Origin of the sequence: Corynebacterium alimapuense (assembly GCF_003716585.1) — a bacterium.
GTDB classification, from domain to species: Bacteria; Actinomycetota; Actinomycetes; order Mycobacteriales; family Mycobacteriaceae; genus Corynebacterium; species Corynebacterium alimapuense.
Window position 1 is genome coordinate 230,677 of sequence record NZ_PTJO01000006.1, and the last position, 21,010, is coordinate 251,686.

General features: G+C 57.2%; 16 protein-coding genes, 1 tRNA gene and 1 other RNA gene. 11 read left to right on the top strand and 7 right to left on the bottom strand.

Annotated elements, in window-relative coordinates:
• Positions 1 to 41 precede the first annotated feature (41 nt).
• The 3 genes from C5L39_RS10380 to C5L39_RS10390 form a co-directional block, all read right to left on the bottom strand.
• Positions 42 to 926 carry a M23 family metallopeptidase gene (locus tag C5L39_RS10380; protein ID WP_123048823.1) on the bottom strand — a complete coding sequence of 295 codons (885 nt, stop codon included), beginning with the start codon at positions 924 to 926 and terminating at the stop codon, positions 42 to 44.
• The gene (locus C5L39_RS10385) at positions 926 to 1,468 is read right to left on the bottom strand and encodes a helix-turn-helix domain-containing protein (protein ID WP_123048824.1); all 543 of its coding nucleotides are present in this window, start codon (positions 1,466 to 1,468) and stop codon (positions 926 to 928) included. The genes C5L39_RS10380 and C5L39_RS10385 overlap by 1 nt, the downstream gene beginning before the upstream one ends.
• A 101-nt stretch (positions 1,469 to 1,569) precedes the next feature.
• Positions 1,570 to 1,658 (bottom strand) — tRNA-Ser (locus C5L39_RS10390).
• A 126-nt stretch (positions 1,659 to 1,784) separates the two neighbouring features.
• Here C5L39_RS10390 and ffs point away from each other — a divergent pair.
• From ffs to recR, 6 genes are all read left to right on the top strand, one after another.
• Positions 1,785 to 1,883: signal recognition particle sRNA small type (gene ffs, locus C5L39_RS10395), an RNA gene on the top strand.
• Positions 1,884 to 1,939: 56 nt separating this feature from the next.
• On the top strand, positions 1,940 to 3,211 hold the full coding sequence (locus tag C5L39_RS10400; RefSeq protein WP_123048825.1) for an aspartate aminotransferase type Ic: 1,272 nt from the start codon (positions 1,940 to 1,942) through the stop codon (positions 3,209 to 3,211).
• An 18-nt stretch (positions 3,212 to 3,229) separates the two neighbouring features.
• Positions 3,230 to 3,775 (top strand): suppressor of fused domain protein, encoded by a 546-nt coding sequence (locus C5L39_RS10405; protein ID WP_123048826.1) that lies wholly within the window; start codon positions 3,230 to 3,232, stop codon positions 3,773 to 3,775.
• 22 nt (positions 3,776 to 3,797) lie between these two features.
• Positions 3,798 to 6,326, top strand: coding sequence for a DNA polymerase III subunit gamma and tau (locus C5L39_RS10410; protein WP_123048827.1), 2,529 nt, complete (start codon positions 3,798 to 3,800; stop codon positions 6,324 to 6,326).
• 45 nt (positions 6,327 to 6,371) lie between these two features.
• Entirely contained in the window at positions 6,372 to 6,701 is a 330-nt protein-coding gene (locus C5L39_RS10415) for a YbaB/EbfC family nucleoid-associated protein (protein ID WP_123048828.1), read from the top strand.
• A gap of 126 nt (positions 6,702 to 6,827) precedes the next feature.
• Positions 6,828 to 7,484 (top strand): recombination mediator RecR, encoded by a 657-nt coding sequence (gene recR, locus C5L39_RS10420; RefSeq protein ID WP_123048829.1) that lies wholly within the window; start codon positions 6,828 to 6,830, stop codon positions 7,482 to 7,484.
• A 20-nt stretch (positions 7,485 to 7,504) separates the two neighbouring features.
• Here recR and C5L39_RS10425 read toward each other — a convergent pair whose 3' ends face one another.
• From C5L39_RS10425 to C5L39_RS10435, 3 genes are read right to left on the bottom strand one after another with little or no spacing between them, the layout of a single operon-like run.
• On the bottom strand, positions 7,505 to 8,260 hold the full coding sequence (locus C5L39_RS10425) for a type 1 glutamine amidotransferase (protein WP_123048830.1): 756 nt from the start codon (positions 8,258 to 8,260) through the stop codon (positions 7,505 to 7,507).
• The gene (locus tag C5L39_RS10430; protein ID WP_123048831.1) at positions 8,253 to 9,545 is read right to left on the bottom strand and encodes a Mur ligase family protein; all 1,293 of its coding nucleotides are present in this window, start codon (positions 9,543 to 9,545) and stop codon (positions 8,253 to 8,255) included. The genes C5L39_RS10425 and C5L39_RS10430 overlap by 8 nt, the downstream gene beginning before the upstream one ends.
• Positions 9,546 to 9,560: 15 nt before the next feature.
• Positions 9,561 to 10,637, bottom strand: coding sequence for an exonuclease domain-containing protein (locus C5L39_RS10435; RefSeq protein WP_123048832.1), 1,077 nt, complete (start codon positions 10,635 to 10,637; stop codon positions 9,561 to 9,563).
• A gap of 550 nt (positions 10,638 to 11,187) precedes the next feature.
• Between C5L39_RS10435 and C5L39_RS10440 the strand changes: the two genes are divergently transcribed.
• Positions 11,188 to 13,734, top strand: a complete 2,547-nt coding sequence (locus C5L39_RS10440; RefSeq protein WP_165858036.1) for a choice-of-anchor A family protein — start codon at positions 11,188 to 11,190, stop codon at positions 13,732 to 13,734.
• Positions 13,735 to 13,877: 143 nt separating this feature from the next.
• On the top strand, positions 13,878 to 14,051 hold the full coding sequence (locus C5L39_RS10755) for a hypothetical protein (RefSeq protein ID WP_165858037.1): 174 nt from the start codon (positions 13,878 to 13,880) through the stop codon (positions 14,049 to 14,051).
• A 176-nt stretch (positions 14,052 to 14,227) separates the two neighbouring features.
• On the opposite strand, the gene leuA is transcribed toward C5L39_RS10755, so the two are convergent.
• Positions 14,228 to 16,075, bottom strand: a complete 1,848-nt coding sequence (gene leuA, locus C5L39_RS10445) for a 2-isopropylmalate synthase (protein ID WP_123048834.1) — start codon at positions 16,073 to 16,075, stop codon at positions 14,228 to 14,230.
• A gap of 780 nt (positions 16,076 to 16,855) precedes the next feature.
• On the opposite strand from leuA, the gene C5L39_RS10450 reads away from it, so the two are divergent.
• The 3 genes from C5L39_RS10450 to C5L39_RS10460 form a co-directional block, all read left to right on the top strand.
• Positions 16,856 to 18,097, top strand: coding sequence for an LPXTG cell wall anchor domain-containing protein (locus tag C5L39_RS10450; RefSeq protein WP_165858038.1), 1,242 nt, complete (start codon positions 16,856 to 16,858; stop codon positions 18,095 to 18,097).
• Positions 18,098 to 18,245: 148 nt separating this feature from the next.
• Positions 18,246 to 18,413 carry a hypothetical protein gene (locus C5L39_RS10760; protein WP_165858039.1) on the top strand — a complete coding sequence of 56 codons (168 nt, stop codon included), beginning with the start codon at positions 18,246 to 18,248 and terminating at the stop codon, positions 18,411 to 18,413.
• A 1,083-nt stretch (positions 18,414 to 19,496) separates the two neighbouring features.
• On the top strand, positions 19,497 to 21,010 hold a 1,514-nt coding region (locus C5L39_RS10460; protein WP_197714741.1), incomplete at its 3' end, for a DUF5979 domain-containing protein.

Consider the following 21,010-nt stretch of genomic DNA (forward strand, 5'->3'; position numbering starts at 1 on the left):
CTGAGGAAGAATATGCTGCGATGAAGGCCAAGATTCTCGGTCTATAGGCCTGGGTGGTGGGCTTCGAAAATTTCTCCGTTGGACGGCATGCTGCGGAGTGCATTCTTCGCGGGTTCCTGGGCAAGTTCTTTTAAAGATGGCTCTATCTCTTCTGATCGGGTGATGTTGTCCCAGACCATCATTAGTCCAGCCGCCGCGTGGGGATTGACCCGATCCATGAGATGTACGTGTAGATGAGGCTCCGAGCTATTCCCGGTATTGCCGACTTCTCCTAGTTGTTGGCCGGTGTTAACTCGTTGCCCGGACGCTACCGTGAGGCTGTCTTTTCGCAGGTGGGCATAGACGGCAGCGGTGCCATCATCATGAGCGACGATGACATGGTTTCCCAGGATCATTCGATCTCCAGTCAGCGATCGGATAACCGCCTCCAGGGTCATGAGGTAGAGCAGTCCTTGCCAGGTATTTCTGGCTCGGTGATCAGTGGCCTTAGCCGAAGTCTTCTTGACTACACCAGGTGCCATCGAGTACACCTGTGCGCCGAAGCTGGGATAATCCGCTGGGCGGGAACCGCGCCAGGCGCGTCTTATTTTTGCCGGGGTGGTTTCATCTGTTGGTCGCAGAATGTCCACAGCGGCGTATTGCCCCAAAAACCGGGTGCCATGGCTGGGGAGTTTCTGTCCCGGGCTGTTGAGCGCAGCCCAGCGGCCTCGGACGGGCGCTGCCATGACATAAGGCTCGTGGCGGGCAGTCTTGGGAGTGACCAGCAAGAATATGCCGGCGAGGAACAGGGCAGCTGATAATCCCAGTGGCGGTATCGATTCTAAGAAGGGCACCTGCAGCCCATTCCTCCCTGCCACCATGGCCGAAAAGACCACTACCACTACGATCAACCAGAATTTACGTAGGCGAGAGATGGCACGTCGCATCAGCGATCTACCCCCAGCAGAATGGTCAGTAGCGGCACGATTCGGGCCGGTGGTACCTCGTATTTGCTAGAGCCCAGCAACCTTACCCATCCGGTGGCCACTAGTTGGCGTAGATGGTGATAAATCTGACCGTTGGTGCCAAAGTCGCCAGATTCGCGGATGTCCTCGATGGTGCACGCATCTGTTAGTAAGCGTTGGAGTAGCCGCAGTTGCACTGGGTGTCCGAGTGCGGATAAGGAATCTGCTCTCGCGCCGAAGTCGGTGTCGAATAGCTCTTGTGCGGTGATCTGCCTGTGCCAGTGCGCGTGCTGGCCCATGGGGGTCTGCACTGCGCCGGTCAAAAGAACGCTTCCGCTGGGGGATTGGGCGCGTTGTTTGAGTCCTTCTAATACCCAGAATGTCTCTTGGTGATCCTCAGGCACGTCGGAAGTTTCAGCTATTGAGAGATTCTGAGTTGTCGAGGTGGCCTCGAGTGCGGCTAGGCGTTGCTCGAGGTCTACTGGGCGTTGCGCTAGCTCGCGGTAGTGATCCACTTCACTCATAGCGCCAAATTACAGGAATTACGTCATTGCGTTCTATGAAAACTCCAGACCAGGCCAGATGGAGACACGAAAAAGCCCCCGGTTTCCCGGGGGCTTTTCAGTGGCGGAGGATAAGGGATTTGAACCCTTGAGGGGATTTCTCCCCGCACGCGTTCCAGGCGAGTGACATAGGCCGCTAGTCGAATCCTCCAAGCCGAACTCATCAGCAGTGCTGGTGTGTTCTGCTAAAACCATACACAATGATGCGGAGAAATCACAAATCCCAGGTCAGTGTGTGCAAATTGGCCTCGTGGCGGGCTTATGGGATACAGTTGTCGGCAGGATCCCGTGCGGCGTCCATCTTGTGAACTCCCCCAGGGCAGGAATGCAGCAAGGGTCAGCGAGCTCTGGCGGGTGCGCGGGGTCCCCTTATTTTTCTAGAGCGACTAACATTGTGGCCGACCATGTTTCTAATGGAAGGCAGGCCCTCAAGTGACGCTCCTCGACTTTGATTCCACCCGTCTGTCAGAGTTCAGTGCGCAGGTGCGCCAGGACTATGACGAGCTGAAGACGAAGAATCTCAAGCTCGATTTAACCCGCGGAAAGCCCTCCGCAGAGCAGCTCGATTTCGCTGAGCGCCTGCTGGCACTGCCTGGAGAAGGCGATCACACCGACGCCGATGGCGCGGATGTGCGCAACTACGGCAACCTCAAGGGCATCCGGGATATCCGGGAGCTGTGGGCTGAGCTGATCGGGGTGGACGTCGATAATCTCATTGCCGGCGATTCATCTTCCCTGAACATCATGTTTGACCTGTTGACCTGGTCGAGCCTATTTGGCAACAATGATTCGGTGCGTCCGTGGAAGGACGAGGAGAAGGTCCGTTGGATCTGCCCGGTGCCCGGCTATGACCGCCACTTCACCATCACCGAGACCCTTGGCATTGAGATGGTCACCGTCCCGATGCTCGAGGACGGCCCCGATATGAACGCCGTGCGCGCCCTGGCCCAAGACCCCTCGGTCAAGGGCATGTGGACGGTCCCGGTGTTTGCTAACCCCTCCGGGACCACCTATTCCGAGCAGGTCTGCCGCGAGCTGGCCGAAATGGAGACCGCTGCCCCAGACTTCCGCATTGTGTGGGATAACGCCTATGCAGTGCACACCCTGACTGATCAGTTCCCGCCGATCTATGACGTGTTGGGTTTTGCCAAAGCAGCCGGCAACCCCAACCGGTTCTGGATGATGTCTTCGACCTCCAAGATCACCATGGCTGGCGCTGGCGTGAGCTTCTTTGTCTCCTCGGACGAGAACCTGGCCTGGTACCTCAAGCTCGCCAGCGTGCGCGGCATCGGCCCGAACAAGGTCAACCAGCTGGCACATGCGCGCTACTTCGGCGATGTGGCCGGAATCAAGGCCGTCATGGGCCAGCACGCCAGCTCCCTGGCACCGAAGTTCACCCGCGTGCTGGAGATCCTCCAGGATCGCCTCGGCGAGTACGAGGTCGCGCGGTGGACCAAGCCAGAGGGTGGCTACTTCATCTCCCTCGATGTCATTGATGGCACCGCCTCACGGGTGGTGGAGTTGGCTAAGGAGGCCGGTATCGCTTTGACCGGGGCCGGTTCTTCCTTCCCGTTGAAAGATGACCCGAATAACCGCAATATCCGTCTGGCACCTTCCCTGCCGCCGGTTGCGGAACTAGAGCTGGCGATGGATGGGGTGGCCACTTGTGTGCTGCTCGCGGCCATCGAAAAGCTCGAGGTCTAGCGCAGGAGTGCGGCAGCGATGAACATTGAGGAAACCGCCTATTGGCTCGACCAGATCATTCCTGCTGATCTTGTCTCTGGTCATTCCGCTGGTTTGCCCGCGGTCACCGCCGAGCTAGGCCAAGGGCAGTTTCTGGCTGCCACCGTCGATGTCGCTGAGCTAGATACTGGCCTTCGGGAACTAGAAACTGAGCTCCCGGTGCGCTCAGAACTGCTGGTGGTGGCACGTGCGCCACAGCAGCAACTGGTTGATGTGCTCGCTGCTGCAGCGATCATGCTCAAAGATGCCGGTGGGATTGTGCCCGCCCAACCTGGCACCATGTTGCCGCAGTTGGGGCAGCGCGCCGGGTTGAGTGGGTTCACCGTTGCTCATGGCTTGTTTATTCCGCCTTATTTGTGGGGCGGGGAGGTCCCGCAGATCACCGAAGATGACCGATTGACGGTGGCGTTGCAATTGGTCCTGCTCACTGACTCTGAGTACGCCTTCGCGGTGGAAGAGGGTGCTGGGGCACTGCAGCGAGAACTCGGTGAGCTGGGCGTGGATCTTCTGGACTGGTCTCGCTAAGAGCCCAGGTAGGCTGTCAGTCGTGGCTCTTTACCGGAAATATCGTCCCGCATCCTTCCGTGACCTCGTCGGACAGGAACAAGTGACCCGACCGCTGTCGGTCGCGTTAGATTCTGGCCGGATCAATCACGCCTATCTCTTCTCCGGGCCGCGTGGTTGCGGTAAAACCTCCTCCGCGCGCATCCTGGCTCGTTCCCTTAACTGCATCGAGGGGCCGACCTCTACTCCGTGTGGGCAGTGCCCTTCGTGTATTTCTCTGGCCCCTGGTGGCCCGGGCAATCTCGATGTCGTTGAGCTGGACGCGGCCAGCAACCGTGGCGTCGATGCCATGAAAGACCTGCGGGAGAGTGCCTATTTCTCCCCGGCGGAATCCCGCTACCGCGTCTTCATCATCGATGAGGCGCACATGGTCACCCGTGAGGGCGCTAACGCCTTGCTCAAGATCGTGGAAGAACCCCCAGAGCACCTGATCTTCATTTTCGCCACCACGGAGCCGGAAAAGGTCATCGGCACGATCCGTTCGCGGACCCACCATTATCCGTTCCGATTGTTGACCCCCCAGGCGATGCGTGGGCTGTTGGAACGCACCGTCGCCGCCGAAGGGGTGAGCGTCGATGATGCGGTCTATCCGTTGATCATTCGGGCCGGCGGTGGCTCCCCGCGTGATTCGCTTTCTATCCTCGACCAGCTCATCGCTGGTACCGGTGAGCAGGGCTTGACCTATGAGATCGCCTTGCCGTTGCTGGGGGTGACCGATCTTTCGCTTATCGACGCCGCCGTGGATGCGCTCGCCACCGCCGACCACGCCGAGCTGTTTGGCACTGTAGACAACGTCATTGAAGCTGGACACGATCCACGCCGGTTCGTCGAGGATCTGCTGGAGAGACTGCGCGATCTGATGATCCTGCAGGCAGTCCCTGATGCCTTTGCCTTGGGGCTGGTCGATGCCCCTGCTGATCGGGTAGAGATCTTGAGTCAAGAGGCGGCTAGTTTCAGCGCTGCCCAGATCGCGCATCTGGCCACCACCGTTAATGAGCGCATTGCAGATATGCGCGGAGCCACCTCGCCACGCCTGTTGCTGGAAATCCTCTGCGCACACCTGTTATTGCCCGCCCAGCCGGTAGCTGGCGGTGGGGTAGCGCCAGCAGCTACTCCGCAGGCACCACAGCAGACACCAACTCAGTCAGCCGGTCACGGGACAAACGCTCAATCACCAGCAGCTTCCGGCAAAGTCTTCGAGCGGCCTTCTGCGCGCCGGGCTCGCGAACAAGCTGCCCAGGCGCAGTCCCAAACTCCGCCGGAACAACCCGCTCAGCCGAGCACTCCGGTCAATCAACCAGCACCGAAGCCAGTAGCTCAGCAGCCGGCTCAGGAAGCTGCCGCGGTAGCGACACCTGTGCAGAAACCTGCACCCGCGCAACCATCTGCACCTGTCCAAGCAGCTCAACAGGCTCCTGCGCCCGAGGCTTCTTCGCAGGTTGCTCCCCAGCCGCAGCCTAAGGCTGCGCAGGAACCCGCCCAAGAGCAGACGCCGGCCCAAGAGCAGACTCCAACGCAGGCTCCAGTTCCAGCAACAGGTCAGGCGACGGAAGCCGAATCTGATCCGGCACAGCTGGCAGATAAACTGCGCTCACGGTGGCTGCAGCTTCGGGCCAAGATCGGCGAACGTAATAAGATCGCCGGGATTATGCTCGCCGAGGCCCATATCCTCGGGATTGACCAGGACATTCTGGTTATCGGCCATAACACTGGCGCGTTGGCCGAACGGCTCAACGAGCAGTCCAAAAACACTGACATCGCTGCGGTGGTCTCGGAGGCCGCTGGCAGGCCACTTCAGGTTCGTTGCGTGATCGGCACTGATGTCGCGGCCGCAGGACTGAATAATTTGTCAGCTAAGCAGCCAGCGAATGCCCCTGGCCGCCAACCGGCCACCCCGCAGGCTGGTGGGCAGGTGGAACCGACCGAGCCGCCCGAGGAGCCAGAGAGGCCGCGACAATCCCAACGACCGGCCCAACAACCAGCTCAACAGCCGACTTCAGCGTGGGGGAGACCACGCACCCTAGGCGGAGCTAACCCTGCCACTGCGCCCGCGCCGGCGAATACACAGCCGGCACCGAGCGCGGCCGCCCCGGCGGCACCAGCACCGAAAGCTACTCCTTCGCGCCCGTGGGAAGCGGCAGTGGAACGCGGTCGGGCCAAGATGGCTGATCGGGCAAATCGACCAGCTTTTGATAACGGGATCCCCCTGCCGCCGGAGCCAGAAGATCACCCAGGCACGCCAGAAGAGGAGCACCCAATGCGCGCGGGTGCTATGCCCACAGGTGCTGCCGACGCGGCCTCTGCGACCTCCACCGGCGGGGCTGGGTCCGCGATGTCCTCAGTAGGTGCCCAGGGAAGTGCTCCGGCGAGAGCTAACCCGGAGACCTCGTTGCGGGAAGAGGAGAAAATGATGGTTGAAGAGGCTAAACAGCCTGGTACCTACGATCGTCGAGACGCGCGGACCATTGCCTTTGAGATGTTGGAACACGAACTCGGCGCCAAGAAGCTGTGAATCGGTAGACTGGCCGGGTCAATCACCCCGAAGAAAGGCCACACCATGACTCAGCCGGACATGTCCCAGATCCTCGCCCAGGCCCAGGAAATGCAGGTCAAGCTGCAGCAGGCCCAGGAAGAAATCCTCGCCACCTCCGTCACCGGCACCGCCGGCAACGGCCTAGTAGCCGTTACCATGACCGGCGGCGGCCAGGTCACCGACGTCGCGATCGATCCGCAGGTAGTTGACCCAGAAGATGTTGATACCCTCCAGGATCTCATCGCTGGCGCTTTCGCAGATGCGCATAACAAGGTCGGCGACTTGGCTGAAGAGAAGATGGGCCCGTTGGCACAGGGCGGTGGCGGCGACCCCTTCGGCGGCATGCTGGGCTAATTTACTAACGTGCGTTGCATCAAGCAGGTGTTTCGGCCCTAGTCGGGGCCGGGTACTACCCTGATAGCTCGATGGAGATTACTCCATTTTTTTGATCCGTTTTAAGGAAAGGCATCGGGACGCACTGTGTTTGAAGGACCGCTCCAGGACCTCATTGATGAGCTTTCCCGGTTGCCCGGGGTGGGGCCTAAAAGCGCTCAACGTATTGCCTTCCACCTGCTCAGCGTAGAGCCGGATGATCTCAACCGGCTCACTTCCGCACTTGAGGGAGTGCGTGATGGAGTGTCGTTTTGCCGGATCTGCTGCAACGTCTCCCGGGAGTCAGTGTGTCGGATTTGTGCCGATTCTGGCCGGGACCGAGGGATGATCTGCGTGGTAGAAGAGCCCAAAGACATTCAAGTTATTGAACGCACCGGCGAATATAACGGCCGCTATCACGTGTTGGGTGGAGCATTGGACCCGTTGGCCAATGTTGGTCCCAAGCAGCTAACTATCTCTACCTTGCTCCAACGCATTGGTGGGGTGTTGCCAGACCGTGAACTGGCTGATTCCACTCCAGCTGCCCCGCTGCATGATTCCCAGCCGGAGATCTACGAGGTTATCTTGGCTACTGATCCCAACACCGAGGGCGAGGCTACGGCTTCTTATCTTGCGCGACTATTGCGCGATTTCCCGGATCTGCGGGTCTCGCGCTTAGCCTCTGGCATGCCGCTGGGCGGGGACTTGGAGTTCGTCGATGAGCTGACCTTGTCCCGGGCACTAAGCGGACGATTGACCATTTAGCCTGACCCGGGAGTGGGCGGCTAGTGCAGTCGCTCTAAGCGCAGCCGGTCGATAGCTGGGATCTCTAGTGGTTCCAGATCTGCCAGGGTTATACCCATCGCATTGGCGGTCAATAGATCCGCCAGCTGGGGGTTTCTAGCCAGTGCCGGACCGTGCATATAGGTGGCGATGACGCTGCCCTGCACAGCACCCTCAGCGAAGCGCTGGCGGGGGCCATCGGAAAGGTCCGCAGCAGCGGCGACATCACAGTTGCCGGTGCCGCTGTTGACTCGGCCCAACGCGTGCGCGCTAGCTCCCAACACGGTGGCGCCGAGGTGGTTTTCAAAGCCGGTGAGCGGTTCTGTGAGCTCGGCGGTGATTCCTACTTGGGTGGGCGTGCTGGTGACTTCACCGATGGCGCGGACCTCAAGGCCGGCAGTAGTGGCATCGAGCAGTCCGACTCCATCGACAATCCGCCCGCCTGCGCGGAAGGATTCACCAAGGACCTGCAGGCCAGCACAGACCGCAAAGATCGGTCGATTATTCCTCGCTGCACGGGTGAGCCCACCGTCGGCAATGAGATGATCTGCTGCCAGAATCTGGGCCGTGTCCTCGCCGCCGCCGAGGCAGTAGATATCCAGCCCCTCTGGGATCGGCTCGCCGAGCTTGACTGAATGGATCTCAGCTTCCATCCCGCGCATCCGGGCGCGTTGGCGCAGCACGAGGGCGTTGCCATCGTCGCCGTAGGTGCCCAAGACATCAGGCAGGATCAGTCCGATATGCAAACGATCAGTCATGCTGCTCCAGCTCCTTGTGCTGTGCCTTGGTCAGATCATTTTTCAGATCTCGGAAGGCGGTGTAATTAGCCAGTACCTCGATGCGGCCAGCCGGGCAGGCCAGGATCGCGGCGAGTGGATCCTTGAGGTACTCATGATCGATATCAGCGTAGGTCAGGCGTACATCCAGATCGGTGCCGCGCTGCCCGGATGCTTTGACCGAGAGGTCGCCGAAGTCCTCGAAGCGCACATCCCAGAGCCAGGAGAGATCTTCGCCGTCGGCGGTTTGGCCGTTGACGGCGATGACCAGCCCATCGGCGGAACGATCGACCATCGATAAGGCTTCTTGCCAGCCAGCCGGGTTTTTGGCCAGCAGGAGGTGAATCTCCCGCTCACCCAGCCGGACGGTGGAATAACGGCCGGCCACATCATCGACGCTCTCGGCGGCGGTGACTGCATCGGCCAAGGGGATTTGGAATGCTTCTACCGCTGCGGCAATGGCTTGGGTAGCGTTGCCGCGGTTGGCTCGGCCGGGCAGCTTAAGCTCCAGCGGGCATTCTCCAGCGGGGGAGACCACCCCGTCATCGGCAATGGTCCAGGTGGGGGTGGGGCGACGGAACTCGCGGCCATCGGGGAGCTGTTTCATCGCCCACCAATCATGACCCTCATGGACGATGTGGCCACCGGTGCGCGGGCACGAGATAGCATCGCCGATCCAACCGGCTCCAGCTGATACCCAGACCACGTTGGGTGCGTCATAGGCCACTGAGGTCATTAATACGTCATCGCAGTTGGCCACCACCAACATGTCGGGATGCGCGGTCACGGCCCCGCGCAGGGCGCGTTCGATCTTATTAATCTCGCCGACGCGATCGAGCTGATCGCGGGTGAGATTGAGCAAGACTAAGGCTTTGGGGTTGAGCTTGTCTGCGGCAGCCGGCACGTGGAGCTCATCGACTTCCAGAACCAAATGGGAGGCTTCTTTGCCCGCCAGTAGCGCGGAGATAATGCCCGCATCCATATTGTCGCCGCCCTCATTGGTGGCGACCTGGTAGTGGCTACCCACTGCGGCAGCCAACATCCGGGTGGTGGTGGACTTGCCGTTAGTGCCGGTGACCAGCACCGCTGGGCGATCAGCACCCAGCTTGGCCATGATGGTCGGGTCAATGGCATTGGCCACCAAGCCGCCGATCATGCCGCCAGCTCCGCGCCCGGAGAGCCGGGATGCGGTGGTGGCCAGCGTGGCTGCGGTCGAGGCCGCACCTAATCGCAGGCGGCGCAGGGCACCTTTAAGTGAAGGACTCATGCCACCACATTAGACCTAGGAGGCGGGCTGATCCTTCACCCGCGACACGGCGGCGATGAATGCCACATCAGATAACAGTGGAATACCCTTGCGCGCGGCGTGCATGGCCTTGCCCTGGAGATCGGTGGTTTCATTGCACACCACCACTGAGGTCTGTCGGGTGAGCTTTTCGGAATAAGCCAGCTGCTCACGCATACACGCCTCAATGATGTCATTGGGATCAAGCTCGATTTCCGGGGCGACGACGATCTCCATCCCCCGAATCAAGGAGCGGCCCGGAGTGTAGGTGCCGGGGTTGTCCAGCGGACGCGGGGCCTCCACGGCGTCGATGCGCACATGGGAGCGCTGCAACCCGAAGCGATCGGCGCGGAGCTCATCTGGGGTGCGCGAGGCGATGGTTCCGCGTTGAGACTGCGCCCGAGCGACGCTGATGAGTAGTTGAGTCGCTTCCCGGGAGGTTTCTTGTTCCGGGCGCTGCGCCCGTTCCACAGAAGCCACCGGGGAGGTAGCTGGCAGGTCCAAGGCAGCGGCGAGCCCAGCTAGCCGGGTGTCTTTAAGCGTGAGAGCTTGCCGCCTGGCGGTAGCCAACGTATCGACGATCGCGCTGGGGCGGGGGACATGGCCCACCCGTTGCCGCCGGCGCCGTCCCCGACCCCGACCGCGTGAGCGGTTGGAACGGGCCGCAGCGTTCATCGTCCGGCGTGCCTCAGCGACGATAAAGCCCCATGTTCGCGGTGCGTTATGGACGATGAGGGTGTGGTTGTCTAAGAGCCGGTCGAGGGCTTTGAGCACTTGCGAGAAACGTTGCCCCTGGGCGATTTCCTCCGCGCTGAGCCCGTGATAATGCTGCGGGCCGGGATCAGTACCCGGGTTGATAACAGCATGGAAGCTCTCGCCGGTGGCACCTGCGTCATCGAAGGTGATCGCGTCCACTGCCACCACATGTGCGGTGCTGGGATGAATGCCCGTGGTCTGAAGGGTCACTGCGACGAAGGGGAAATCGGTGGTGTTGCTCAGGCTGGCCGTAGCGGCGGTAGTTGTAGCGCCGACAGCGTCGGGGTTCGGAAGGTGCTCGCCGTGGGACATGGTCATTGTCGTGAGTCTAATCTGTAGCGCCTGATTAATGGCTATGTGGGGCCTGGGGGCGTTGCGGGCACCAGAGAGTGTTTTCTGTGGATATTTTGAGAATAAATATAATCAACGTGATATTTTGCAAACAAATCTAGGTCTCAATCATGATTGTTGAATCAACTACCCCCCAAATAGTGGGTAGGGAAAATGTTTTGCTCTCTGGACTTTAAGGCCGTGGGGGCAGTGGGGCTGGGGGTGGGGCCAATACTAATTTATGCAATATAGGTGCGGTTATGCAGGGGATTCTAGTTTGGCGGGCATGTCGTGCGGAGCGGGAGAATGCGCGCTAGTTTCTGAAAACATTAGGTGATATCTATGCATAAATATCCAAAAGAGGCTAAGGTCCGGTCGTGAAACGCGGACTTTAATCTGCGCTCCTGGCAAAAGTGATGCTCCACCCTGACGATATTCTAAGAATTTCCTGGGAATGTCTCAAAGTGTGAACAGAAGAAGGGATCAAATATGGGCAAGAATCATCTCTTGCAACGTGGCGAAGAGCAGGCGGTTGGGCATGCTTGAGCATTTCACTCGTACTTCGGAATTTTCAGGATGGGTGAAGCGAGTCCTTGCGTTGAGCATTGCCGCTTTCCTCGCTATCGCTGGAATGCAGTTCGTCACTGCGCCTTCGGCCGCAGCAGCCGAGGCCCCGTACAACCCCATTGCTGATTACATCGGCTATAACGTCGTCGCGTTTGACGATCTCCACATCATCGCGGAATCTGAAGGGCCAGTCGCGGTTGGCGGAAAGTTCAGCTTTGACGGCTCGCAGACGATCATTAAACAACCGAATTCTCCCGCTGCACTTGTTGTTAAAGGAGGGATTGATTGGGGTGACAGTACAGGCACTCACCAGGTTAATCCTGGTGAGAACCTCGGGGTTGGTGACCTGCCTCTCAGCTTGAATCTCACTGGCAGTGATGCTCTAGATGAGGATTCAAATAACGCTAGCGTTCCAATTCGTGTTGTTCCTGAGGATCAAACCTACGAGAACGGGACTCCGAGAATTCAGCTGAACGCCAACGGCTTCGCTGCTGCTAATGTTGCCTATGACGCTGCAAAATTTGATCCGCTGTTTGTCCAAGGTACGGCTGTAGAAGCAGCCAATGAGCTTGCTGAGCAATCACAGGCTGAATGCCAAGCGTCTAATACCCTCGAGAAGGTAGACAACGAAAACGCAGCGGGTGATGGTCCAGCCTATTGGATCGACGGGGGCAAGGCTTTCGTCAAGCTCAAGGAAAATACCCAGAATATCTGGAACCTTGACGGTGCTGAGTTCAACAGTTTCAGCGAGATTACGTTCCGAAATGGACCATCTTCGGCGACTCCCCTGTTTATCAATGTTTCTGGTACAAACATCGATTTTAAGACGAATCTTGCTGGTGTAGACCCAGGTTCTAACGGCTCGAGCATGTTGTGGAACTTCCACGAGGCAACCGAGCTGTCTCTCAATGGTGACTCGATCACCGGTTCCGTCTTGGCGCCTAATGCGCACTTTGACAAGAACAGCTCTAACGTTGATGGCAATATTATCGTCGCATCCGGCAACCTTGCTGGTAGCGAGCAGCATCACGTTCCCTTTACTGGAAAATTCACTCCGTGTGACCCATCTTCGGATGAGCCGTTGATTGGTACGTCGGTTGCGGTTGATGGTTCTGAAGAGAAGGTGTTGCCGCTGACCGGTGGCACGGTTGTTGACACTGTTGAGTATGAGAATCTGACGGTTAGTCAGGACTATCTGCTTGAGGGTGAGCTTTATACCCCTGCTGGTGTGGCTACGGGTATCACGGCTTCTGAGACGTTTACTCCTGAGTCTGCTGATGGTTCTGTGGGTGTGACTTTCGAGATCTCTGCCGAGGATGTTGCTGCTTATGCCGGTCAGGACTTGGTTGTCTTTGAGTACCTCTATCAGGCTGATGGTGAAGGCAACAAGGTTGGTGAGGTAGTTGCTAAGCACATTGATCCCGAGGATGAGGCACAAACCTTCACCGTCCGGAATGATCAAAATGGTGAAGAGCCGGGTGGGCCGTTGATTGGTACGTCGGTTGCGGTTGATGGTTCTGAAGAGAAGGTGTTGCCGCTGACCGGTGGCACGGTTGTTGACACTGTTGAGTATGAGAATCTGACGGTTGATCAGGACTATCTGCTTGAGGGTGAGCTTTATACCCCTGCTGGTGTGGCTACGGGTATCACGGCTTCTGAGACGTTTACTCCTGAGTCTGCTGATGGTTCTGTGGGTGTGACTTTCGAGATCTCTGCCGAGGATGTTGCTGCTTATGCCGGTCAGGACTTGGTTGTCTTTGAGTACCTCTATCAGGCTGATGGTGAAGGCAACAAGGTTGGTGAGGTAGTTACTGCGCATGATGATCCCGAGGATGAGGCACAAACCTTCACCGTCGCGCCTTCAGAGGTCGAATTTGAGAAGAAGGTGACCGGAGTGAAGGGGCAGGCAGTAACTGATGATCCAGATGCTCTGTTCCAAATCAAGGCCACCTGGACCGATGCCGCCGGCCTCGAAGACTCGAAGGAATTCACCGTGCAGCCGGGTGAACCTGTGATGGTCAGTGGCTTGCCACTAGACACTGAGATCACTTTGTCTGAGGTCGGTGCTTCCACTTCCGTGAGCAATGTTGGCTGGGCCGATATCATCTGGTCTGGCGAGGGAGTTGTAGACGGGGAGGGCCTATCCAAGGACGCAACTGTGGTCTTGGATTCAGCCAAGGATTCTCATGCGGTCATGTTAGAGAATGAGACCAGCTCCGACGGTCTCATCATCATTCCGATCCCGCTCCCGGAGTTGCCAGACTTCCCTGGTTCTTCCACCCCAGGTGATCCGATTGAACCGGGTACCCCAGGTACTCCGAGTGCGCCCTCTTACCCAGGTAAGCCGGGTCAGCCGGTTAGCCCGGAGAAGGAAGCCGAGCACACTGACAATGTCAATAACCAAGACAGCGGGCTGGCTAACACTGGCGCCAACGTTGCATGGATTGCTGGCGGTGCTTTGGCCCTGATTCTGGGTGGTGCGTGGTTGGTACTGCGTAACCGTAAGAACCAGTCCTAGTAGCAGTTAACACTGCACTAGGCCGGTGACCAGCGGTGAGAGTCGCTGGCCACTGAGGCAAGGTGGGTGAGGCTTCTTGTGGAAGCCTCACCCATTGTTGCTACTTCCGAGCTTGAACACATCGACTCTTGAGGAGAATTTCTATGCTTTCTGTACTTCCGATCCCGATTGTCATCGAAGACATCACGACCACTGGTTCGGCCATCATTGATTGGATGGGAATGCTGTCCATTGCGCTCTATGATCTGGTCACCGGCGCAGGCTCTAGCGTGGCTGACTTCTCATCAGTTCAGTCTTCTGAGCTAAACCCGTTCTAGTTCGACAGTTCTAGCCCGGTACCTCCTCACAGGAGGTACCGGGCTAGTGTCGTTTTCCTCCCGCGCTGCGCTTTGCCCCGGTGGGGGAGGATCGAGCGTCGATAAGCAATAAAAAGGCCCCCACACTAAACAGTTCATAGTGTTTAGTGTGGGCCTTGCCTGGTGTCTAGTAAGGCTTAGACTCCGCCGGCCAGGATCGATGCTTTGGCTGTCAGCGCCCGGTTGACCGAAGAGGTCAGTGCCTTCAGTGAGGCACGGGTGATGGAGCCGTCGATTCCTACGCCCCAGGCTGGAGCGCCATCGACGGTGGCGTAGATGAAGCAAGAAGCCTCAGCGTCATCGCCGGCGCTGCGGGAGTGCTGGGAGTAATCCTGCACCTCAACATCGATGCCAACCTGCTCTAGTGCATTGGCGTAGGCGGCGACGGGACCATTGCCTACGCCGGTGATGGTGACCTCTTGGCCATCCTTGATCAGGGTGGCTACGACCGTGGCCTCGTCCTCGTCGGTCTCTGCATTGTGGACGCGGATGGAGACCTGCTCCAAAGGTGCCGTGGTGTCCAAGTACTCAGTGGCGAAGATGTCCCACATGCCCTTGGAGTTGACCTCGCCGCCCTCAGCGTCAGTGACCGCTTGGACCACACCGGAGAACTCGACCTGCATCTGACGCGGCAGGTTGATCCCGTGATCAGTCTTCATGATGTAAGTGACTCCACCCTTGCCGGACTGGGAGTTCACTCGAATGACGGCCTCATAGTCACGGCCAACATCCTTGGGGTCGATCGGCAGGTAAGGAACCGCCCAGGTGGTGCCGCGCAGCTCATCCCAAGTGACCTCGGTGCTATCGGCATCGGGGTTAACCTGTGCCGCCATTGCATCAAGTCCCTTGTTCACAGCATCCTGGTGGGAACCGGAGAAGGCAGTAAAGACCAAGTCGCCGCCATAGGGGTGGCGCTCGGGTACTCGCAGCTGGTTGCAGTATTCGACCGTGCGGCGGACCTGTTGGATATCGGAGAAATCAATCTGCGGATCCACGCCCTGGGTGAGCATATTCAGGCCCAGAGTGACCAAGCAGACGTTGCCGGTGCGCTCACCGTTGCCGAACAGGCAGCCCTCGATGCGGTCGGCGCCAGCCAGGTAGCCCAGCTCAGCTGCGGCCACGCCTTCACCGCGGTCATTATGCGGGTGCAAGGAGATGATGACCGAATCACGGCGGGCCAGATTACGGTGCATCCATTCGATGGAATCGGCGTAGACGTTCGGGGTGATCATTTCCACGGTGGAGGGCAAGTTGAGGATCATCGGGTTCTCCGGGGTCGGAGCCATGACCTCAGTGACTGCGTCACAGACCTCACGGGCGAACTCCAGCTCGGTGCCAGTGAAGGACTCCGGGGAGTACTCCCAGCGCCAGTTGGTGCCGGGGTAATCCTGGGCAATGCCCTTGATCAGATGAGCAGCGTCCACAGCCAGCTGCTTGACGGCCGGCTTGTCCTTGCGGAAGACCACGCGGCGCTGCAGCTCAGAGGTGGAGTTATAGAAGTGAATAATGACATTGTTTGCACCCTCGCACGCCTCAAAAGTACGGCGAATCAGGTGCTCACGGGCCTGAACCAAGACCTGGATGGTGACATCATCGGGGATCATGTTCTTTTCGATGATCTCGCGGACGAAGTCGAAGTCAGTCTGTGAGGCGGAGGGGAAACCCACCTCGATCTCTTTGTAACCCATCTGAACCAGCAGGGTGAACATGCGGCGCTTGCGCTCAGGGCTCATTGGGTCAATCAGCGCCTGGTTGCCATCACGCAGATCCACTGCACACCACTGCGGGGCGGCGGTGATCTTCTTATCCGGCCACGTGCGGTCCGGCAGAGTGATGTCCTCGACCTCTTCAGCGAAGGAGAGATAGCGGCTAACCGGCTGGGAGGAGTTGCGCTGCTTATTCCAAGCTGGCTGGTTCTCGCGCCGGCTACCTTCCGGAGTAGTGATCTCGGAGGGAGCGGAGATGAATGCGTCATTCGGGGACATGGTTGGAACCATTCCTTCTTTGTCTGATTCAGCGTCTACGTCAATAACCAATGTAGCGCTGCTGCGAGTCCATGACCGGCAACACCAAACTCCGCGACGGGGTGCCGGTCATGTATTGACCTACTAGGACCCGCCGCGGCAAAGAAGGAGCTGTGCTCGCTGTGACATGTGATCCACACTACATCATTGGGTGGGATTTTAAGAAGAAATGCAAGGCACGTTTGGGGGTGTCAGGCCCTGGTGGCGTCGGAGGTGTCTGTCGCCGTAGTTGGGGGCTGTGTCCTATTTGGTGGGGTTTGTCTGTAGGGGGGCGTTGGACGTTGGCGATGTGAAAGTCCTTGGGGTGAGCGTGGTGGCGAGGAAGGTGCCGCAGGTGGGATATTCGGATTTCCGGGAGGGGCAGTGATTTCGCTGTGAGCGAGAGGCAATCCTGAGCATTCAGACCTTTTGAGCAGCTCACTAAGTGGGTTGTGGGTAGCTGGCAGGGGTGGAGTTTGTGTGCAAATCAACTAAAACTCTCCCCCGTACTGAGCGGCTTCACCCCTGCTTGGCCTGATATTTCCGTTAGGTATTCCTCTCGGGGTGTTGGGTATTTTTCATCCTATTCAAGTAACCACCGTGGCAATTGCTTGAAAAGTAGGCGCTTCCTTCACGGCGCGGGAAGCTGCCATGTTCTGGTTTCTGGCCCATAGCCATCGGTGCGGGCTAACAAGCAGCGCAGATTAATCACGAAAGGACCTACATACGAAGTTCAGTGTTTTTCAATCTGGTGGAGGGGAGGTGCCTTCGTGGGCTTCATTGATTACGATGGTCGGTGTCAGGGCGCTCATCATTGCCACGCTAACGCTGGTCTTCGCGCAGGCATTGGCGGAAGCTTCCGAAGCCAGCGACGCCATCCAAGAACAACAGCTAGAAGAGAACACGGACGAGCAGTGCGTCTCGGATGCTGATCTGCCTGAAGATGCACAATTCCAGGTCACCATCGACAACATCGATCCGCCGCTGCCCGAGGGTATTGATTCCCCCGCAGTGGGTGAGATCATCACTCTCAACGCTGAGAATGACTTCACGTGGACCTCTATGAAGGTACTGCCGAAGGGCACTGTGGTGACCTTCGCAGAAATCGATCCGATGCCGCTTCCGGGAATCGACTGGGCATCTCCTTACTACTACGTCGAGGCCGGTGCCGGTGATTCTGACTACCGCAATACCGTTGAGGTTGAAGCCGATGGTGAAGCTAAGGTCCAGATTCAGAACCGTCCAATTCCGACCACCGAGGTTGATATCGACAAGATGGTGACCGGTCCGAAGGGTGATCAGGTTGCGGAAGATGATTCGACCTTCTTCCAGGTCACGGCTTTGTGGACAGATATTGAAGGAGAAGAGGCCAGCTGTGTGCTGAATGTTGTACCAGGTGAATCTGCTGTTGCCACTGAAGCCTGCGATGCGACTGTCATCGACAACAAGGTCTACTTCCCGCTCAATACGGAGATCACCTTCATCGAAACCGGTGCAGAGACCGCAGTCTCCAACGTTAAATGGGGCGATGTGATCTGGGCTGTCTCCAATGGTCAGGCAGAGATTGTTGATCTTGAAGACCGGGAAACCGGAGTGGTCGTCACCTTGACCGGAGACGCAGAAGAACCTGTAGTCCTGGGTCTAGAAAATGAGACCAGTTCCAATGGTTTGATCATTATTCCGATTCCGATCCCACCGTTCGATGGTGGATCTTCGGTTCCGGGAATCCCGACTGAGCCAGGTACACCAGGCACCCCGGGAACCCCGACCGAGCCGGGCACACCTACTGAGCCGACTACGCCGACTCAGCCGGGTACGCCTGGTCACCCGGGTGTTCCTTCGCCTGAAACCGAAACGAGCACTAGCCCGTCAAGCCCGAGCGCTTCTAACGGCGGCGGTCTTGCTTCGACCGGTGCCAATGTGGCGTGGGTCGCTGGCGGCGGGTTGCTGTTGCTGATCGGCGGCGCGTGGCTGGTACTGCGTGGACGCAAAAACAAGTCCTAGAGGGGTTCTTCACCTCTAGGCAGGTGCTCAACTGGACTTAGCTGTTGAGCATCAGGCAGGAGAGCTCAGATCTTCCAGATCTGAGCTCTCCTCTGCTACTACATCTCTCTATCCTTGAAGCTTCATTTATCCCTTGTAGGAGGCTCTTATGCTATCTGCTCTACCGATTGTCATCGAAGACATCACGACCACCGGCTCCGCCGTGGTGGACTTCTTCGGAATGCTGTCCATCGCTTTGTATGATCTGTTCTCCGGAGCCGGCAGCAGCCTTGATCAGCTGCCGTCAGTGCTGTCCTCAGATCTTCTTTCTTCCTAGCAAGAACGTGAGCTGAGAGGCTCACCTCTAGCTAGTCCTGTGGTCCCGGATCCCTAGTGGATTCGGGGCCACACGTGTTTTTGTGGGTGCTACCGGGCAGCAGCGGCCCAGGTAGTGCTCGTGGATATGTCTCTGGAGGAGCTGTTCAACCATTTTTATGGGGAGGATGGGCTTTAATGGTGGCCCCTAGGAGTGGTTGATCCGTATGGAAGCTTGTCTCAACCGCGTGAAGATGATTGAGAGGCAGTACTGCAGGTTTCGGAAATTTCGAGTCATGTGTCTTGTGGAAGATTGATGTGCTTGGCGCTTATCGCGATACCTATCTCTAACTATCCTCCAATCACCATTGGCCAGTGCATCTCTATGGCGATAGCCCAGAGTGAGCTTCATCTCAGGAGGCATTCTCTGAGCTTTTCGACGCCCACCTTGCGCACGTGGGCGATGGGTGTTGGCTTCAACAAGGGGTTAGTGCTGAGAGATTCTTCGTCCGTGCAGAGAACAAAGAGCATCTTGCTAGCGATGCTGTTGGCGGAAGACGTGGTGCTCGTCGCCGGCCAAGGGATTCCCCCAGCGTGGGCCTAATTGATCGATAGTTTCTGGAGAAATTAGGACGGTGGCAGATAGAGAATTTAGTGATCAAATAGTGCGGTCAGAATTCACTGGGGCAGATATTAGCTGAATTAGTTTCGCCTAATGCTAATGGGAATTAATTAGTACTAATATGTTGCGGGCTGATGAATGCTTCGAGCGTGACGATTCCGAGTGGGATATTTGCCCGCCAATGGAGCACCTGTCGGACATTATTGCTTAAATCCTGCCCCGGGAGCTTGTTGCGCCTTCCCGTTGAGATGTTTGTTGGGCCATTAAAGATAATGAATGTGAAGTATGTTTCTGTAGAAACTATTTACGTGAATTTAAACTATGTGACCTGCCTCTCGAGGTGCGGGGGTTGCGTGTGGAATTTATGCGAAACTGGTATCTTTTCCACGGTGAACCATTAGCTGCGCAGGGAAAGCGTCCCACTGTGGCTGCGGGTCAGTGTGTCTTTGATCGATATCAGTAACCTATGGAGGGGTATTGAACGTGAAATCAGTAATTAATTCTTCCCGAATGCAAAGTAGGGGGGTGAGGCGAGCCTTTGGGCTGGTAGCAGCATCATTTTTGGTGGTGACCGGCGTTGTTGCGGTCGGCTCGCCGGCCTCTGCGCAGGAAGCTACGGATGAAGAAGTGTGTGTTGCCTTTAATCCTTTTGATTATCCGGGTGACGATAACGGATTCACTGTAGTTGGAACTGGAGATGTAACTCTAGGAAACTCTGAACTCGAGGGTTCAGTGGCCGCGTTTGGAAGTATTCAATCGGGGTTAAGTAGTTACCCGGTAGTTCACTATAAAGCCGGAAACGATCAGTATGAGGTTCCCATTATCGATGGGAAACCCGTCCGTATCCTTGCTGATCATTTTATTGGGACGAACAGTTTCGATATTTCTAATGCAGGTTCCCCTTCTGGCAATGTGCATGCTCAGAATGCTGGCGCAAAGCTGGTAGATGTTGATGGTTTCACTTATTTGGCTCGAAGTGCTACAGATGACGATCCAGGTTATCTTCGCGCCAATAATGGCGAAGGAGATTTGGAACAAGGAAACCTTGAACTCAAGGCTTGGGTTCCAGATGATTCTGGGAACCTTAAAACGGATGAGAATTCAGTAGGCGATTACTTTAATGGCGACAACCTTTTGTCAGGTCATCAGGAGTCTGTAAATGATGACCTAGATTCATTCTTTGCTTCAGAGCCAGGGTCAGGCACTGCTAATGTGCCTACGCTTAATGTAGGTACTAACAGCACAACAATCACTGATCTGCAATTAGATGGCTCCGGGAAGCCTAACGTTATAGAACTGCCCATCGGTTATAAGGCCGATAGTAGTGGCAACTCGATAGATCAGAATTTTGATATTGATCTCGTTGGCGCGTCAGCTTCTGATTTGAAAAATAACCCGCTCATTATCAGATTTCCAGCCAGCACTGAGCGTGTAGGAAATATTAACTTTACGGTTAATGGAAGCACTGACCATACTCTGTCGCATGGCATACTCTTCGACTTTAGTAATCTTGATGGCGATATTACTTATGGAGATGTTGCCGATGGTGCTGTGTGGGCGCCGGGCAAGAACCTCGACGTAGTCGGTAGCACTAGCTTGAATGGTCAATGGTTTGCAAACGACATTGACACCAGTGGTAGCAGTGGAGAATTGCATCACTATGACTTTGGCGGAGGCGGAGATTGCAGGGATGTTGGTTCGTTCTCGTTGAAGAAGGTTGTTGAAGGTCTCCAGGATGGCGATGAGCTTCCTGAGGGCAAGGAGTTTAATGTCACGGCTACTTGGACTGATGGGGCTGAGGAGTTCGCTCTGACTGCTGGTGAAGTTGCCGAGAGTGACTATGACCTCCCGGTGGGCACTGTGGTGTCCTTTGAAGAGACTGGTGACTCGTCGATTGAGGGTTATGCCCTTGAGGGTGGTGTGTTCTCCCCGGAGAGCGTGACCATCGTTAAGGATGAGACCACTGCGGTGACGCTGACCAACACCTACACCAAGGA

What these genes read in the sequence shown, in the direction of transcription:
- C5L39_RS10380 (WP_123048823.1), bottom strand. Translation starts at nt 926, where the DNA reads ATGCGACGTGCCATCTCTCGCCTACGTAAATTCTGGTTGATCGTAGTG.
- C5L39_RS10385 (WP_123048824.1), bottom strand. Translation starts at nt 1,468, where the DNA reads ATGAGTGAAGTGGATCACTACCGCGAGCTAGCGCAACGCCCAGTAGAC.
- C5L39_RS10405 (WP_123048826.1), top strand. Translation starts at nt 3,230, where the DNA reads ATGAACATTGAGGAAACCGCCTATTGGCTCGACCAGATCATTCCTGCT.
- C5L39_RS10415 (WP_123048828.1), top strand. Translation starts at nt 6,372, where the DNA reads ATGACTCAGCCGGACATGTCCCAGATCCTCGCCCAGGCCCAGGAAATG.
- C5L39_RS10425 (WP_123048830.1), bottom strand. Translation starts at nt 8,260, where the DNA reads ATGACTGATCGTTTGCATATCGGACTGATCCTGCCTGATGTCTTGGGC.
- C5L39_RS10430 (WP_123048831.1), bottom strand. Translation starts at nt 9,545, where the DNA reads ATGAGTCCTTCACTTAAAGGTGCCCTGCGCCGCCTGCGATTAGGTGCG.
- C5L39_RS10435 (WP_123048832.1), bottom strand. Translation starts at nt 10,637, where the DNA reads ATGACCATGTCCCACGGCGAGCACCTTCCGAACCCCGACGCTGTCGGC.
- C5L39_RS10440 (WP_165858036.1), top strand. Translation starts at nt 11,188, where the DNA reads ATGCTTGAGCATTTCACTCGTACTTCGGAATTTTCAGGATGGGTGAAG.
- C5L39_RS10755 (WP_165858037.1), top strand. Translation starts at nt 13,878, where the DNA reads ATGCTTTCTGTACTTCCGATCCCGATTGTCATCGAAGACATCACGACC.
- leuA (WP_123048834.1), bottom strand. Translation starts at nt 16,075, where the DNA reads ATGTCCCCGAATGACGCATTCATCTCCGCTCCCTCCGAGATCACTACT.
- C5L39_RS10760 (WP_165858039.1), top strand. Translation starts at nt 18,246, where the DNA reads ATGCTATCTGCTCTACCGATTGTCATCGAAGACATCACGACCACCGGC.